The sequence below is a fragment of the Bacillota bacterium genome, assembly GCA_029961055.1.
Taxonomy (GTDB): Bacteria; Bacillota; Sulfobacillia; order JAIMAT01; family JAIMAT01; genus JAIMAT01.
The window spans coordinates 78,091-92,563 of sequence record JASBVM010000051.1; the positions used below are offsets into that span (position 1 = coordinate 78,091).

At 74.1% G+C, this 14,473-nt stretch carries 15 protein-coding genes; 9 read left to right on the forward strand and 6 right to left on the reverse strand.

From position 1 onward, the window contains the following. Positions 1 to 28 precede the first annotated feature (28 nt). From QJR14_10870 to selD, 3 genes are all read left to right on the forward strand, one after another. Complete coding sequence (locus tag QJR14_10870) at positions 29 to 1,096, forward strand: haloacid dehalogenase (GenBank protein MDI3318100.1); 1,068 nt, start codon at positions 29 to 31, stop codon at positions 1,094 to 1,096. Positions 1,097 to 1,183: 87 nt separating this feature from the next. Next, complete coding sequence (tpx, locus tag QJR14_10875) at positions 1,184 to 1,699, forward strand: thiol peroxidase (GenBank protein MDI3318101.1); 516 nt, start codon at positions 1,184 to 1,186, stop codon at positions 1,697 to 1,699. Between the two features lie 96 nt (positions 1,700 to 1,795). Then, positions 1,796 to 2,857 (forward strand): selenide, water dikinase SelD, encoded by a 1,062-nt coding sequence (selD, locus tag QJR14_10880; protein ID MDI3318102.1) that lies wholly within the window; start codon positions 1,796 to 1,798, stop codon positions 2,855 to 2,857. Between the two features lie 200 nt (positions 2,858 to 3,057). On the opposite strand, the gene QJR14_10885 is transcribed toward selD, so the two are convergent. Beyond that, the gene (locus QJR14_10885; GenBank protein MDI3318103.1) at positions 3,058 to 4,068 is read right to left on the reverse strand and encodes an MBL fold metallo-hydrolase; all 1,011 of its coding nucleotides are present in this window, start codon (positions 4,066 to 4,068) and stop codon (positions 3,058 to 3,060) included. A 68-nt stretch (positions 4,069 to 4,136) separates the two neighbouring features. Beyond that, positions 4,137 to 5,312 carry an FAD-binding oxidoreductase gene (locus QJR14_10890; protein MDI3318104.1) on the reverse strand — a complete coding sequence of 392 codons (1,176 nt, stop codon included), beginning with the start codon at positions 5,310 to 5,312 and terminating at the stop codon, positions 4,137 to 4,139. Between the two features lie 138 nt (positions 5,313 to 5,450). Here QJR14_10890 and QJR14_10895 point away from each other — a divergent pair, with 138 nt between their 5' ends. The 4 genes from QJR14_10895 to QJR14_10910 all read left to right on the forward strand — a co-directional run bounded on the left by QJR14_10895 (position 5,451) and on the right by QJR14_10910 (position 9,070). After that, a complete protein-coding gene (locus QJR14_10895) occupies positions 5,451 to 5,948 on the forward strand; it encodes a crossover junction endodeoxyribonuclease RuvC (protein ID MDI3318105.1) in 498 nt (165 codons plus the stop codon). Further along, entirely contained in the window at positions 5,945 to 6,772 is an 828-nt protein-coding gene (locus QJR14_10900) for a hypothetical protein (GenBank protein ID MDI3318106.1), read from the forward strand. Before QJR14_10895 ends, QJR14_10900 begins: the two co-directional genes overlap by 4 nt. Before the next feature lie 41 nt (positions 6,773 to 6,813). Next, entirely contained in the window at positions 6,814 to 7,830 is a 1,017-nt protein-coding gene (gene ruvB, locus QJR14_10905; GenBank protein MDI3318107.1) for a Holliday junction branch migration DNA helicase RuvB, read from the forward strand. 73 nt (positions 7,831 to 7,903) lie between these two features. Next, a complete protein-coding gene (locus QJR14_10910; GenBank protein ID MDI3318108.1) occupies positions 7,904 to 9,070 on the forward strand; it encodes a M28 family peptidase in 1,167 nt (388 codons plus the stop codon). Here the strand turns inward: QJR14_10910 and QJR14_10915 are convergent. Further along, positions 9,054 to 9,491 carry a universal stress protein gene (locus QJR14_10915; protein ID MDI3318109.1) on the reverse strand — a complete coding sequence of 146 codons (438 nt, stop codon included), beginning with the start codon at positions 9,489 to 9,491 and terminating at the stop codon, positions 9,054 to 9,056. The genes QJR14_10910 and QJR14_10915 overlap by 17 nt on opposite strands. A gap of 179 nt (positions 9,492 to 9,670) precedes the next feature. Here QJR14_10915 and QJR14_10920 point away from each other — a divergent pair, with 179 nt between their 5' ends. Together QJR14_10920 and QJR14_10925 are read left to right on the forward strand one after the other, a co-directional pair. Then, positions 9,671 to 10,546 (forward strand): cell wall hydrolase, encoded by an 876-nt coding sequence (locus QJR14_10920; GenBank protein MDI3318110.1) that lies wholly within the window; start codon positions 9,671 to 9,673, stop codon positions 10,544 to 10,546. 143 nt (positions 10,547 to 10,689) lie between these two features. After that, complete coding sequence (locus QJR14_10925) at positions 10,690 to 11,499, forward strand: DUF429 domain-containing protein (protein MDI3318111.1); 810 nt, start codon at positions 10,690 to 10,692, stop codon at positions 11,497 to 11,499. Here the strand turns inward: QJR14_10925 and QJR14_10930 are convergent. The 3 genes from QJR14_10930 to QJR14_10940 all read right to left on the reverse strand — a co-directional run bounded on the left by QJR14_10930 (position 11,468) and on the right by QJR14_10940 (position 13,829). Continuing rightward, complete coding sequence (locus tag QJR14_10930; protein ID MDI3318112.1) at positions 11,468 to 12,790, reverse strand: TlpA disulfide reductase family protein; 1,323 nt, start codon at positions 12,788 to 12,790, stop codon at positions 11,468 to 11,470. The genes QJR14_10925 and QJR14_10930 overlap by 32 nt on opposite strands. 125 nt (positions 12,791 to 12,915) lie before the next feature. Then, the gene (nrdR, locus tag QJR14_10935; protein ID MDI3318113.1) at positions 12,916 to 13,383 is read right to left on the reverse strand and encodes a transcriptional regulator NrdR; all 468 of its coding nucleotides are present in this window, start codon (positions 13,381 to 13,383) and stop codon (positions 12,916 to 12,918) included. Between the two features lie 110 nt (positions 13,384 to 13,493). Next, complete coding sequence (locus QJR14_10940) at positions 13,494 to 13,829, reverse strand: tyrosine-type recombinase/integrase (protein MDI3318114.1); 336 nt, start codon at positions 13,827 to 13,829, stop codon at positions 13,494 to 13,496. Positions 13,830 to 14,473: the final 644 nt, after the last annotated feature.

A 14,473-nucleotide genomic window follows, 5' to 3' on the forward strand; every position in this document is an offset into this window, starting at 1 on the left:
TCGAGCGGGCGCCCGCGGAGGTGACGGGGTGAACGGAGAGGATCGCTACAGGCGGCTGGCGCCGGGGGTGCGCGCGCTTCCTGAGGCCGTGCCGTTCCTGGAGCGGGTGGGGGCGGTGGTCTTCGACGTCGACGGCGTCCTCTTGGATACGTCCGACTCCTACCCGCGCGTGATCAGCGAGGTGACCCAGTACGTGCTGGTCCACGACCACGGCTGGAGGGAGACGGGACGGCTGATCGAGCCGGCCGAGACGGCGCTCTTCAAGGCAGCCGGAGGCTTCAACAGCGACTGGGCCCTGACGAGGGGGGCCGTTCTCTTCTATCTCTGGAAGGCGTTGAAGCTGGAGATGGCGGCCGGCGAGGCGGGGGGCGCAGGAGCGGCGGCGGGGGCGCGCCAGGGTGGGACGGCCGCGCTCCGTCGCGCGGCGCCCTCGCTGGAGGAGCTGACCGAAGGGCTGGCGGCGGCGGGGGGTGGGCTGGGAGCGGAGTGGCGCTGGCTGGGCGAGCGCTCGGAGCCGCAGCTCCTGCGCGAGCTGGAGGCGCGCTTCGACGGGGAGCGGGTGGACCGGCTCTGCGGCGAGTTCTACGCGGGCGACCGCTGCATGGAGATGTTCGGCTATCCGGCCCGGGAGTGGCGGGGGCCCGGCCTCTGCGAGCGGGAGCGTCCCCGCCTGGAGGCCCGGCTCCTGCCGGCCCGGCTTCGCTACGGCCTCTACACCGGGCGGGTGGCCGGCGGTGAGACCCGGTTGGCGCTGGAGCGCGCCGGCCTGGTCGGGAGGATGACGCCGGGTGCGGTGATCACCGGCGACCGCTGGCGGAAGCCCGACCCGGCGGGGCTGCGTGCCGCCGCCGCCGCCCTGGACGTGGAGGTCGCCATCTTCGCGGGCGACAACATCGACGACGCCTGGACGGTGCGGAACTACCGCGAGGTGAGCGGGGACGGCGAGACGGTCTTCCTCTTCGCGGGGGTGCTGGGGGGTGCACCGGGCGACCGGGCCGAGGCGCTCTTCCGCGAGGCCGGGGCGGACCTGATCGTGGACGAGCCCGATGCGCTTCTCCGCCTCCTGGACGGGTCGGTCCCGCGGGGCTCCGGCTGATATCATGGAAGCCGTCCCAGGGTGCCACCGGGGGCGGTCGCCGGGGGCGCTCCCTGAGAGACGATCTTATGGGTGGGAGGCTGAACGATGGCCGAACATACGGTGCTCTTCGGCGGCAAGCCGGTGCAGCTGGCCGGGAAGCCCATCGAGGTGGGCCAGACGGCTCCGGACGCCACCGTGCAGGATAACTCCATGGCCGTCCGCCACCTGAGCGAGTGGTCGGGCAAGGTCCGGCTGATCGCGGCGGTCCCCTCCCTGGATACGCCGGTCTGCGACGCCGAGACGCGCCGCTTCAACCAGGAGGCCGCGTCGCTGGGCGACGACGTGGTCATCCTCACCGTCAGCATGGACCTCCCCTTCGCGCAGAAGCGCTGGTGCGGCGCGGCCGGCGTCGACCGCGTGATCACGCTCTCCGACCACATCGAGGCGAGTTTCGGCCAGGCCTACGGCACGCTGATGCCGGCGCAGCGCCTGGAGGCGCGGGCGGTCTTCGTCGTCGGCCGCGACGACAGGGTCCGTTACGTCCAGTACGTTCCCGAGGTGAGCGATCACCCCGACTACGAGGCGGCCCTGGCGGCGGTCCGCCAGGCGGTCGCCGACTGAGTCCGGTCCCACGGGCGACCCTGGCGGCCGGTCCGCCGGCCGCCAGTTCCGTCGCATCTCCCGGTTCTTCCGGGGAGCAGGAAAGGGGGTGAACCGATGGCGCGGGACTTCACGCATCTGACCGCCCTGGTGGAGTGCGCCGGCTGAGCGTCGAAGACAGGTCCGGCGGACCTGCAAGCGATGCTGGAGCCGCTTCGGCGTCTCTTCCCGCCCGCGGAGCACCCGCGGGTGGTCGCGGGCCTGGCCGATCCGGACGACGCCGCCGTCTGGCTGGGGGATGACGGGAGCGCCTACGTGCTGACCGTCGACTACTTCCTGCCGGTGGTGGACGATCCGGAGACGTACGGGCGGATCGCGGCGGTCAACGCCATGAGCGACGTCTGGGCCATGGGCGCGACGCCGATCCTGGCGCTCAACCTGGCCGCGCTGCCGGCGGACATGCCACCGGAGGTGAAGCAGGCGATCCTCCGGGGCGGGGCGGACGAGGCGCGGAAGGCGGGCATCCCCATCGCCGGCGGCCACTCGGTGGAGACCAAGGAGCCGGCCTACGGGCTGATCGTCTTCGGGCGCGCCGACCCGGACCACCTGCTCAGGAAGCGGGGCGCCCGGCCCGGCGACCTGCTCCTCCTGACCAAGCCGCTCGGCACCGGGGTCATCACCACCGCGGGCAAGCGGGGGCAGGACCGGCCGGGCGATCTGGCGGCGGCGGTGGCCTCCATGCTCGTCCACAACGCCGGCGCCTCGCGCGCCGCCCTGGCAGCCGGGGCGCACGCCGCCACCGACGTGACCGGCTTCGGCCTGCTCGGCCACCTCTGGGAGATGGCCCAGGCCTCGGGCGTCGGCTTCGAGGTGAGGGCGGAGGCGGTCCCCTGGCTCCCCGGCGCGGAGGCGTACGGGGCGGACTGGGTCTTCCCGGGCGGGGCGCACAAGAGCTTCGCGTACATCCGCCCGCACGCCCGTTTCGCGGACGGCATCGAGGACTGGCGCCAGGTGCTGCTCACCGCGCCGGAGACCTCCGGCGGCCTGCTGGTCGCCCTCGACCCGGCCGACCTGGGACGCTGGGAAGAGGCGGCCGCCACCGAGGGGGTCCCCTGGTGGCGGATCGGGCGGGCGCTCCCCGCGGAGGCGGAGCCCTTCCTGGCTGTGACGAAGGACTGAAACCGGCAAGGCCGGCCGGTGGCCGGCCCTGGCGGAAAGCGAAGAGGCACCCCTGGCCGGGGTGCCTCTTCTCGTAGATGCAGTCGGCTCTGCGTCCCACGACGTTGGACGCCGTCACCAAGTGGCTCCGACCTCCATCCCGGCCGCGGGCCACGCCGGGCCGGCTTCTCACCCGTCCGCACCCCGGCCCGGTCGCGGTATCAGCCCTCCGCGGCCGTCTCCTGCTCCCGCCGCGCCCAGTAGTCGGCGACCCCCATGGCGTCCAGCGGCAGGTCGACGGCGAGCGGCCGGCTCTGGTCGTCCGGGCGGGCGAAGCCATGCTCCTCCGCGTACCGCTCGATCCGGTCGCGCAGCGCCGCCGCCACCACGCGGGTGGCGCGCTCCAGGTCCTGGGAGGCGCGGACGCCCGCTTCCTCCAGCGCCCGGCGGCCCACCTCCGCCCACTCCAGCGCGATCTGGGCGTTCCGCTCCAGCGCCTCGGCGGGGTCGATCCGGCCCGGGCCGAAGTGGGTGTAGAAGATGCGGCGCAGCCCCTCGCCGGCCAGCCGCCGCGAGGTGGCCGCCATCGCCTCCGGGTCGAACTGGTTGGGGGTGGTGGTGGGCAGGATCAGGTCGTCGCCGGCCGGCGAGAGCTCCGGCGAGAAGATGCCGGCCGCGTCGCCCGAGAAGAGGCCGGCGCTCTCGCTGTCGACGGCGCAGGCGTGGTGCTTGGCGTGCCCGGGCGTCTCCAGGAAGCGGAGCTCCCTCCCGCCCAGGTCGAGCCGCTCCCCCTCGTGCACCTCGCGGACCCGCTCCTCGGGAGCGGGTGTCAGGCGGCCGAAGACCCGCTCCAGGAGCTCGCTGCCGTAGACCGAACGGGCGCTCTCATAGAGGCGGCTCGGGTCGACCATGTGCCGGACGCCGCGCGGGTGGACGAGGAGCGTCGGGCGGCGGAGAAGCCTGAGCAGCGTCCCCGCCGCGCCCGCGTGGTCGAGGTGGACGTGGGTGACGAAGATCCAGTCGAGCCGGGCCGGGTCGAAGCCGGCCCGCTCGATGCCGTCCAGGAGCGCCTCCACCTGGGGCGCGCTGCCCGTCTCCACCAGCGCCGTGCCTTCCTTGCCGCGGACGAGGTAGGCGCAGCTCCGACCGGGCACGCCGTCCTCCAGGACGTCGATCCGGTAGATGCCGGGCGCCACCTCCTCCACGGGTTCCACAGGCTCCGCCACAGCCATCGCACTCGCCTCCCGTCGCTCGCCGCACCTCAGGCTGCGCTGCCCGGAGCGCTCCCGCTCCCGGGCCGTCAGATCACCGCGTCCTCCAGCACCAGGCGCCCCTCCCGGAAGCGCGCCGGCGAGAGCTCGCTCACGTCCAGCGTCACGAAGCGCCCGTGCTGGATCAGCTCCGCCAGGGCCCGCCCCGCCGCCGGCGCCTGCATCATGCCGTGGCCGGAGAAGCCGGCGATGACGAAGAAGCCGCGCAGGTCCGGGTGCTCCCCGATGATGGCGTTGGCGTCCTCCTTGTTCATCTCGTAGAGCCCGGACCAGAGGTGCTCCAGCCTCAGCTGCTCGAAGAGCGGCACCCGCTCGGCCAGCTCCAGCCAGAGCTCCTCGAAGGGGCTCCGGTCGGCGGTGAAGTCGAACGCCTCGGGGTCCTCGGGCAGGCTCTTGCCGAGCAGGATGGTGCCGGGCCGCTCCTCCCGGAAGTAGAGGCCGCTGGGCAGGATGGTGAAGGGCAGCGGCCGCGACAGCTGGCGGGCGCTCCGCGCGACGAAGATGGTGTGCCGGACCGGCACCACCGGAAGGTCGACGCCGGCCATGCGGGCCACCTCCGCCGACCAGGCGCCGGCGGCGTCCACCACCACGGGTGCCTCCACCCGCGCCCCGGAGCGGAGCCGGACGCCCTCCACCCGGTCGCCCGAGCGGAGGACCCCGGTCACCTCGTCCTCCAGGAAGCCGGCCCCCAGCTCGCGCGCCTTCCCCTCGAAGCCGCGCATCACGGCGTACGGATCGAGGAAGCCGTCCCGGGGGCAGTACGTGGCGCCCACCAGCCCCTCCAGGTTCACCTCCGGAAGCAGCTCCGGGATCTCCGCAGGGGCCAGCTTCCTCACCTCGACGCCGAGGCTCCGCTGCACCTCGTAGCGCCGCTCCAGCACCGGCCACGTCCGCGCGTCCGCCAGGAAGAGGTAGCCCTGCTGGCGGAAGGCGATGTCCGGCGCCTCGCCCTCCACCGCCACATGCTCCTGCCAGCGCTCGTAGAACTCGACGCTGGCCCGGGAGAGGCGAATGTTGACCGGCGTACCGAACTGCTGGCGGATCCCGCCCGCCGAGAGGCCCGTCGAGCTCCGTTCCCGCGCGAGCTCCCGCTCGACCACGAGGACCTCGCCGGGGAAGCCGCCCGCCTTCAGATGGTACGCCAGCGAGGAACCCATCGCCCCGGCTCCGATGATGACCACGTCTGCGCTCCGAACCGCTTCCACGGGCCCAGCACCTCCGGCCGGGAGTTCGCGAGGACCGGGTCGACTTCCTGGCGGCGGGGCGCCACGGGCGGCCGCGGCCGGGCAGGAGTTCCCGCGCCCGCCGGGGAAGCTCCGAGGCGTCGCGCGGGAGGCGATGGAATGCGGATCCTGGGGCTCGACCCGGGCTTGCGGGCCACCGGCTACGCGCTGCTGGAGGCCGGTCCCGGCGGCCGGGGCGCCCGGCTGGTGGAGGGCGGGACGCTCCGCGTCCCCGCCCGGGCGGACCTGGCCCGGCGGCTGGCCCAGCTCGCCCGCGACGCCGGCGCCCTGGTCGAGGAGCTCCGGCCCGACACGGTGGCCGTGGAGGCGGTCCACTCGCGGCCGCCCTTCCCCCAGTCGGCCATCCTCCTCGCCCACGCCCGCGGCGTCCTCCTGGCCTGCGCGGCGGCCGCCGGCGTCCGCGTGGTGGAGTACACGGCGGCGGACATCAAGAAGAGCGTCACCGGCCGCGGCGCGGCCGGAAAGGAGCAGGTGGCGCGGATGGTGGAACGGATCCTGGGCCTGGCGGGGCCGCTGGAGCCCGATCACGTCTCCGACGCGGCCGCCTGCGCCCTCTGTCACCTGGCCAACGAGCGCGTGGAGGCCTGGCGGGGATGATCGACCGCATCCGCGGGCGCCTGGAGGAAGTCTTGGAGGAGAGCGCCCTGGTCGACCTGGGCGGCCTGGTGCTGGAGGCCTCCGTACCGCCGGTCGACCGCCCGCGGCTGCTGGGACGGCTGGGGCAGGTGGTGGAGCTGTACACCGTCGCCCTGCTCCAGGGCGGGGTGGGCGGCGCCAGCCTGACGCCGGTGCTGATCGGCTTCCTCGCGCCGGAGGAGCGGGAGTTCTGGCTGAAGCTGAGCGGCGCGGGCGGCCTCGGGCAGAGGACCGCCCTGCGGGCGATGAGCCTGCCGGTGGCGACCATCGCCCGCGCCATCGAGGCGGGCGACGAGGCCTGGCTGACGCAGCTGCCCGGGATCGGCCGGCAGCGCGCCGCCGACCTGGTCGCCCGGCTGCGGGGGAAGGTGGCCGGCTTCGCCTTCGCCGCCCCGGCGCCCGGGGCCGGGGGCGGCGCGGCGGAGGCCGGGGGCCCCGAGGGCCCCGGGAGCGCCGGGGCGGCCGGGAAGGCCGGCGCGGGGACCGGATCGGGCGAGGGGCGGCGCCGGGCGTCACCCGGGAGCGCGGCCGCCGGGGCCGGGGGCGGCGCGGGGAGCACCGCCGGGGCAGGGCAGGCGGCCGCGGGCCCGGAGAACGACCCGCAGGCGGTCTGGGCCGAGGCGCTCCAGGTGCTGGAGCAGCTCGGCCATGCGCCGGCCGAGGCGATGGCCATGCTGGAGCGCGTCGTCGCCGGGGGTGCGACGGTGGAGAGCGTCGACCAGCTGATCCGCGAGGCTTACCGCCAGGCCGCCGCCCGCCTGGGCGGCCGAGCCCCCGCCCCCTGACCTGAAGCCGTCGCAAGCTCCTTGCAAGGGAGGTCGGCGGAGTGCGTGAGCGTCTCGTCTCGCCCCAGGAGCGGCCCGAGGAGGAGCGGTACCAGTCCTCGCTCCGGCCGCGCGCCTTCGACGAGTACATCGGTCAGCAGCAGGTGGTGGAGCGGCTCCGGGTGGCGGTGACGGCCGCCCGCGAGCGGGGCGAGCCGCTGGACCACGTCCTCTTCTACGGTCCGCCGGGCCTGGGGAAGACCACCCTGGCCCACGTGATCGCGCACGAGCTGGGCGTTCCGCTGGTCCAGTCCAGCGGTCCGGCCATCGAGCGGCCGGGCGACCTGATGGGCGTCCTGACCAACCTGGAGCCCGGCTCCGTCCTCTTCATCGACGAGATCCACCGGCTGCCGCGGGCGGTGGAGGAGTTCCTCTACCCGGCCATGGAGGATTACCGGGTGGATTTCGTGGTGGACAAGGGCCCCTTCGCCAAGTCGATCCGGCTGGACATCCCGCCCTTCACGCTGGTGGGCGCCACCACCCGCGCCGGTCTCCTGGCGGCGCCGCTGCGGGAACGGTTCGGCCTCTTCTACCACCTGGACTTCTACCCGCCGGAGGAGCTCCGGCGGATCGTCGCCCGCTCCGCCCGGCTCCTGGGGGTGGAGCTGGAGCCGGAGGCCGAGGAGGTGATCGCCCGCCGCTCCCGCGGCACGCCGCGGATCACCAACCGGCTCCTGCGCAGGGTGCGGGACTACGCCCAGGTGGGCGGCGTCCACCCCGTCACCGCCCGCGTGGCCGAGGAAGCGCTGGCGCTGGAGGGCATCGACGCCCGCGGCCTGGACGCCCTCGACCGCCACTACCTGGAGGTGCTGATCCGCGCCTACGAGGGCGGGCCGGTGGGCGTGGCGGCGCTGGCGGCGACGCTCAACGAGGAGGCGGACACGCTGACCGACGTGGTGGAGCCCTACCTGCTCAAGATCGGCTTCCTGCGGCGGACCGCCCAGGGGCGTCGCTCCACCCGGGCCGCCGAGGAGCACCTGGGCCTCAGCCCGGACGCCGGCCAGCCGGCGCTCTTCTAGGCCGGCGGCCGGAGCCGCGGTCCGCGCCACGGCCGGGACCGGTCGAAGACCGGACGAGGGAGGCGATCGCTTCGTGGACGCTTGGGGTTACCTGGAGGGCTTGATGCGCTTCCCCCACCGCGGCTCCGCCAGCGACCAGGAAGCCCGGGCGGCCGCCTGGATCGCCGAGCGCCTCGGCGCGCTCGGCTACGAGGTGGCGGTGGAGCGCTTCCCCGGTTCGGCGGACACGCTCCACGCCGGCACCTCCCGGCTCGGGCTGGCGCTGGCGGCGGCGGGCTGGCTCGCCCTCCTGCCCTGGGGCCGCTGGCCGGCGCTCCTGGCGCTCCTCCTGGCGCTGGCGGCGCTGGCGCTTCTCCTGGGCGAGGAGACGGGCCACCCGCGCTGGAACATGGCGCGCGTCCTCCCTCCCGCCCCCTCCCAGAACGTGGTCGCGCGGCGGCCCGGCGGGGCGCTCCGCCTGGTGGTCAGCGCCCATTACGACACGCAGAAGGGCAGCTGGCTCTTCCACCCGCGCTTCCGGCCCTGGCTGCCGCTCTGGTTCGGCCTGGCCTACCTGAGCATGGCCGGCGTCCTGGCCGCCATCCTGGGGCGGCTCCTGGCGCCGGCAGCGGCCTGGCCGGTGGAGCTGGGTCGCTGGTCGCCGGTGGCGCTGGTCGTGGCGCTGGTCCCCTTCCTCCAGGGGTGGCTCTTCGCCCGCTACGTCCCCGGCGCCAACGACAACGGCTCGGGGAGCGCGCTCGCCCTGGCGCTGGCCGAGCGGTTCGCGCGGCAGCCGCCGGAGGGGTGCGAGCTCTGGTTCGTCTGGACGGGCTGCGAGGAGACCGGGGAGCGGGGCATGCGCGCCTTCCTCGGGCGGCATGCGGGCGACCTGCCGCCCGAGCGGACGCGGGTCGTCAACCTGGACAACCTGGGCGGCGGCCGCTTCCGTTACCTGACCGGCGAGGGGATGGTCCGCTACGTCCGCTTCGACCCGGGCCTGGTGGAGCTCGCCGGCCGGCTCAGGCTGGAGGACGGCTTCGGACCGGTCCCGCAGCGGAACCTGATCCTCCCCACCGACGCGCTGGTGGCGGCGCTGGGCGGCTGGCCGGCCATCACGTTCATCGGCGTCGACGACGGGCGCGACGGCATCCCGCACTATCACTGGTACGACGACGACCTGAACGGCATCGACCGCCAGCTCCTCCTGCGCGAGGAAGCCTGGCTCGACCTCTACCTGCGCCGCCTCAGCGGACGACCGTGACCGGGCAGGTGGCCTGGCGCATCACGCGGATGGAGACGCTGCCCAGGAAGATCTCGCCCAGCGCGTTCAAGCCGCGGCTGCCCATGACGATCAGGTCGGCCCGGCAGCGCTCCGCCTCGGCCACGATCTCCGCGGCCGGGTTCCCCTGCCGCACCCGGGTGCTCACCTCCACCCCCGCCTCCTCCGCGATCCGGCTCGCCTCCTCCACCATCTCCCGGCCGTGCTCCACCATCTCCCGCTCCAACCGCTCCCAGGTGGCGGGGTCCAGGTACTGGTCGCTGAAGTAGGAAGGCACCTGCAGATCCTCGGCGACGAAGAGGACCTCCAGCTCGCTGTCGCCCAGCCGGCGCGCCAGGTCGGTCGCGAAGCGCATCGCCCGCTTGGCCGGTTCCGAGCCGTCGAAGGCCACCAAGATTTTCATGAGTCCTCCCTCCCGCGCGCAGCATAGCTCCAAGGTCTCCGCCCGGATACTTCGACGTCTGGTGACGTTTTACTAGTGAACCGCCCTGCGGCGGCCCGTACAATGCTGCACGAACACCACCTTATTTTGAAGGGGTGAACGTTCTAGCGAGACCCGACGAGTAGGAGGGACGTCCATTGATGAAGAGACCACGTCGACACGTGGGCGCCGTGGCGGCGCTCACGCGCGCAGCGGTTGTCCTGGTCCTTGCCGCGTGCGTGAGCATCGCCACCGTCCCGGTGGCCAGCGCCGCCGCCCAGGCTTCCACCCCGCACCGGGTCCAGCCGGGCGAGTCGCTCTGGAGCATCGCGGAGGCGCATGGCACGACGGTGACGGCCATTCAGGCGCTCAACGGCCTCTGGGGCCAGTGGACCGTCTACCCCGGCCAGAAGCTCTGGATTCCGGGGCCGGGCGAGCGGGTCCACGTGGTCGGGCCCGGCGAGACGCTGGCGGAGATCGCCGGCTGGTACGGGCTGACGGCGGCCGAGCTGAAGGCCGACAACGGCCTGACGTCGGACATGATCCGTCCCGGCCAGCCGCTGATCATCCCGGCCTCGGCCGGAGAGGGCCCGGCCGGCGCCGACGCGCCCTCGGCCGTGGCGGCCGCGCAGGGGCCGAAGCTGAGCGCCGCCTGGACCTCGACCGGGGCGGGCGTCTGGCTGACCCAGGGGGAGCGCTACCTGCTGGCCCAGCTGGTGACCGCCGAAGCCCGGGGCGAGCCCTACGTGGGCCAGGTGGCGGTGGCCGCGACCGTGCTCAACCGGATGAAGAGCCCGATCTTCCCGAAGACGCTGGCAGGCGTGATCTATCAGCCCGGCCAGTTCGAGCCGGTTTCCAACGGGTCGCTCTACCAGCCGCCCACGGCCAGCGCCCTGCGCGCCGTGGACGACGCCCTGGCGGGCTGGGATCCGACGGGAGGCGCGCTCTACTTCTTCAACCCGGGGAAGGCGTACAGCACCTACCTCTGGACGCAGCGCTACCTGGCCACCATCGGTCGCCACGTCTTCCTCGCCTGAAGCGAGCCCGCCGGAAGCCGGAAACCCGTTCATGCTAGAAAGAGGGGGATGACGCCCCCCTCTTTCTCGTGTCGAAGGGCACGGGCGTCGGTGCGGGCACGGGGCGGCGTCGCCGCATGCCCGGCGATGGAGGTGAACGGATCGTGCCGGGCGGGAGGCTCTTCCTGGGCGTAGACGTCTCCGAGCGCCGCGGCCACCGGCTCGCCTGGCTGGACGACGACCTCCGGGTGGTGGCGCTCGAGCAGGCGGCCGACGTGGCCGCCGTGGTGACGGCGGTCCGCCGGCGCCAGCCCGACGTGGTGGCGGTGGACGCCTCCCAGCGGCCGGGGCTCCACCTGATGGACAGCGCCCGCTACCGCGCCCGGCTGGCGCCGAGACCGCGGCCCGGCGTCTACCGGGGCTTCCGCGTCTGCGAGTGGGAGGTCCGCCGCCGCGGTCTCGCCATCTACCCCACCCCCCGCAGCGAGGCCGAGGCGCCGGGCTGGATGCGCGTCGGCTTCGCCCTCTTCCGCCGGCTGGAGGAAGACCGGCGGCTCCCCCGCGCCCTGGACGACACCGGCGCCTCCCTGCTGGAAGCCTACCCGGCGCTCAGCTTCACCGCCCTGGCGGGCGGCTGGCTTCCCCCCAAAAGCCGGCCGGAGGGCCGGCTCGAACGCCTCCGGCTGCTGGCGGCGCTGGGGGTCCGCCGCGCGGGCGGCGGGCCCCTGCGCGCCGAGGAAGCCGACCTCGACCACGACGCGCTGGACGCCCTCGTCCTCGCCTACACCGCCTGGCGCTACGCCCGAGCCGAAGCGGTCCTGCTGGGCGACCCGCGCGAGGGACTCCTGGCGGCGCCGGTCCGCAGCCTGCCCGAGCGCTGGCTCCGGGCGAGGGCGTCCGCCGGGGCGGCGGAGGCTGCGACGGCTCCGGCTCCGGCGGGGGTCAGCGGGAGCCGGCCTCTCCCACCTGCTTGAAGTAGGCCTCCATCTGCGCCAGCGTCATCGGCCCCGTGAAGCGGACGCGGACGACACCCCCTGCGTCGATCCAGAAGCTGGTGGGGATGCCGCCCACCCGGTAGAGCTGGGCCACGTCGAGCCCCGGGTCGAGCACGAAACGCCAGTCGTACCCGTTCTCTCGCGTGAAGCGGGCGACGGTCTCGGGACTCTCCTGCATGTCGACCCCGACCACGGCGATGCGGTCGCCGTACTTCTTGTGGAAAGCCTCGAGGTCGGGCATCTCCTCCTTGCAGGGCGGGCACCAGCTGGCCCAGAAGTTGAGCAGCACCGGCCGCCCCCGCAGATCGGCCAGGCGGAAGGTCGATCCGTCCAGCGCCTTGGCCGTGAAGTCGGGGGCGGGATAGCCGGGCACCGCCGCCGCCGGCAGTTCGCCGCCTGAGGAGCCGGAAGAGCCGCTCTCCGGAGCCTGGGCGATCGCCCCCGTCCCGCCGCCGGCCCCGCCTGCGCCGGCCTGGGGCTGGCCGGGGGCCGGCCAGGAGAGGATGGTGACGGCCGCGGCCAGGACGAGGAGGGCCAGCGTGCCGTCCATGGCCAGGCGGAGACGGTTGCCGAACAGTTCCGCCGGCCGGGCGCCCGCCACGGCCAGGGCGGTCGCCGCCACGACGCTGGCCAGCGCCCCCACCTGGACCGCGCTCAGCTCCCCCCACCAGGCGCTGCGGTCGGCCACCAGCCAGCCCAGCCCGAAGCGGATGGCGCCCGAGGAGGCCAGGAAGAGCGCCAGCGAACCCGGCGCCCCCTGCCGGCGCCCGCCCAGCGCCCACGCCACCAGGGCGTAGAGGACCGCCCCGATCACCTGGACCGCCAGGGCCGGGCGGCCGGCCGGATCGGGCAGCGCCAGGAAGGTGGCGGGAACGCCCCGCGCCGGCCAGGCGATCATCCCCACCGCCGTCGCGGCCGCCAGGGGCGAGGCCAGCCGGTCCAGCGACCCCAGCCGCTGGCGCCAGCCGCCGCCTGCCAGCGCGGCCTGGCCGGCCAGGAAGCCCAGGACCGCCCCCTCGTAGCTGAAGGCGTCGCCGGTGAGGCGGATCCAGCTGCGGGGATCGCCCCAGGCCAGGTCGGGGAAGACCACCTGCCGCAAGAGCCGGCCGACCAGCCAGGCCCCCGCCAGGCCCGCCAGCCAGCGCGCGTCGCGCCGCTCCGCGCGGTCCAGCGCATAGCCCAGCAGCAGCCCGGCGAGGAGGAAGAGTCCGAAGGTCTGGAACTGCGGGCCGCCGGGCCACCCCACGGTCTCCGGGAGCGGCAGAGTCACAGGCTTCCGCCTCCTTCCCCCTGCCGGCGGCCGACCGCCGGCGGCAGGACGCCCTCACGGGGGCCGGCATACCCACGGGGGTAATTCCGAAGCCAGTATACGTGGATATCCGGCCGCACCCAAGCTCACCGTCCGGGGCCGGGTGCCCGGCCCAGGAGGCGGTCGACTTCCTCGCGGAAGCGTTCCACGTCCTCGAAGTCCCGGTAGACGGAGGCGAAGCGGACGTAGGCGACGGCGTCGATCTCCCGCAGGCCCTCGATGGCCAGCTCGCCGATGGCGCGGCTGGGCACCTCCCGCTCGCCCCGGGCGCGGAGGCGCGTCTCGATCTCGGTCGCCAGCCGCTCGAGCCGCTCCGGAGGGACCGGCCGCTTCTCGCAGGCCAGGAGCAGCCCGCCCAGGAGCTTCTCCCGCTTGAAGAGCTCCCGGCGGCCGTCCTTCTTCACCACCCAGAGCGGCCCCTGCTCGATGGTCTCGTAGGTGGTGAAGCGCTGGCCACAGCGCTCGCACCGGCGCCGTCGCCGGATCGCCGCGCCGTCGTCGGAGGGGCGGGAGTCCACCACCCGGGTGGGACCGCCGCAGAAGGGACAGTTCATGGGTATCACTCCCGGAATCCTTTGCGTGGCGCGGCTTTCCGGCTCTTCCGACCCCGATTTGGGGACCGATTGGGGACGGAGATGCCCCGGGCCGTACCCAGCCCCCGCGCTCAACGACCTGTGGCCCGCTGAACATTGAGCCACTCCTCGGCCGCCCTGGCCGCCTGCTCGCGCTGCTCGGGGAGGACGTGGGCGTAAATCGAAAGCGTCACGGTGACGCTCGAATGGCCCAGGAGCTCGGAAACCAGCTTCACCGGCGTCCCCGCCTGGAGCTGGAGTGTCGCCCAGGTGTGCCGGAGATCATGGAAGCGGGGAAGCGGCTCGCGAAGGCCTACCTGCCGGATGAAGCGCTGGTACCACGCCTGGAAGGTCCATTCGCTGATCGGCGAGCCGTCCTCGTGCGTGAAGACGCAGTCCGTCTGCTTCCACGCCGGCCCCCCCTGCAAGCCGCTGCTCCTTCTGCCAGCGCCGCTGCCGGCGGAGCGCCTCCTGCGCGTCCCGGGGCAACGGGATGGTTCGCATGCCGGCCCGGCTCTTCGGGGGGCCCGGCGTCTTGCCGTCTCGCAAGGCCTGTCGCACGCTGATCGCCGCCTCGCTCACATCCTCCCACCGCAGCCCCAGCGCCTCGCTGATTCGGAGCCCGGTGGCGAGTCCCAGTTCAACGGTCCGGGCGTACTTCGCCCCGATCCCCTCGCCCTCCGCCCGAAGCGCCGCAGCCATGAGCGTTCGGGCCTCCTCCGCGTTGAGCGCGCGCATCTCAGGCGCCGTCCACCTCGGCCGCTTCGCCTTTGTGGCGGAGGCCGGGTTGTCCGGGAGCAGCCCATAGCGCACAGCGTCCCCGAGCGCCCGCCCGAGCACCACTCCATGGTGGGCTACGGTACGCGGCGAGAGGCCGAAGCCCAGCATTTCGGCGTAGGCGCGCTCCACATGGAGCGGAGTCAGAGACAAGAGCCTCACGCCCGCAATGCTGGTCTTCAGAACGGTCTTCACGGCGGGGCGGTAGTTCGTCATGCTCCCTGGGGCCACTTGGGCTCGCACCGCCTCCAGCCACTGAGTCAGGTACTCCGCGACCGTCAGGCGCGTCGGCTCC

Coding starts and splice junctions, on each gene's coding strand:
- tpx (MDI3318101.1), top strand. CDS start 1,184: ATGGCCGAACATACGGTGCTCTTCGGCGGCAAGCCGGTGCAGCTGGCC.
- QJR14_10885 (MDI3318103.1), bottom strand. CDS start 4,068: ATGGCTGTGGCGGAGCCTGTGGAACCCGTGGAGGAGGTGGCGCCCGGC.
- QJR14_10895 (MDI3318105.1), top strand. CDS start 5,451: ATGCGGATCCTGGGGCTCGACCCGGGCTTGCGGGCCACCGGCTACGCG.
- QJR14_10900 (MDI3318106.1), top strand. CDS start 5,945: ATGATCGACCGCATCCGCGGGCGCCTGGAGGAAGTCTTGGAGGAGAGC.
- QJR14_10915 (MDI3318109.1), bottom strand. CDS start 9,491: ATGAAAATCTTGGTGGCCTTCGACGGCTCGGAACCGGCCAAGCGGGCG.
- QJR14_10920 (MDI3318110.1), top strand. CDS start 9,671: ATGAAGAGACCACGTCGACACGTGGGCGCCGTGGCGGCGCTCACGCGC.
- nrdR (MDI3318113.1), bottom strand. CDS start 13,383: ATGAACTGTCCCTTCTGCGGCGGTCCCACCCGGGTGGTGGACTCCCGC.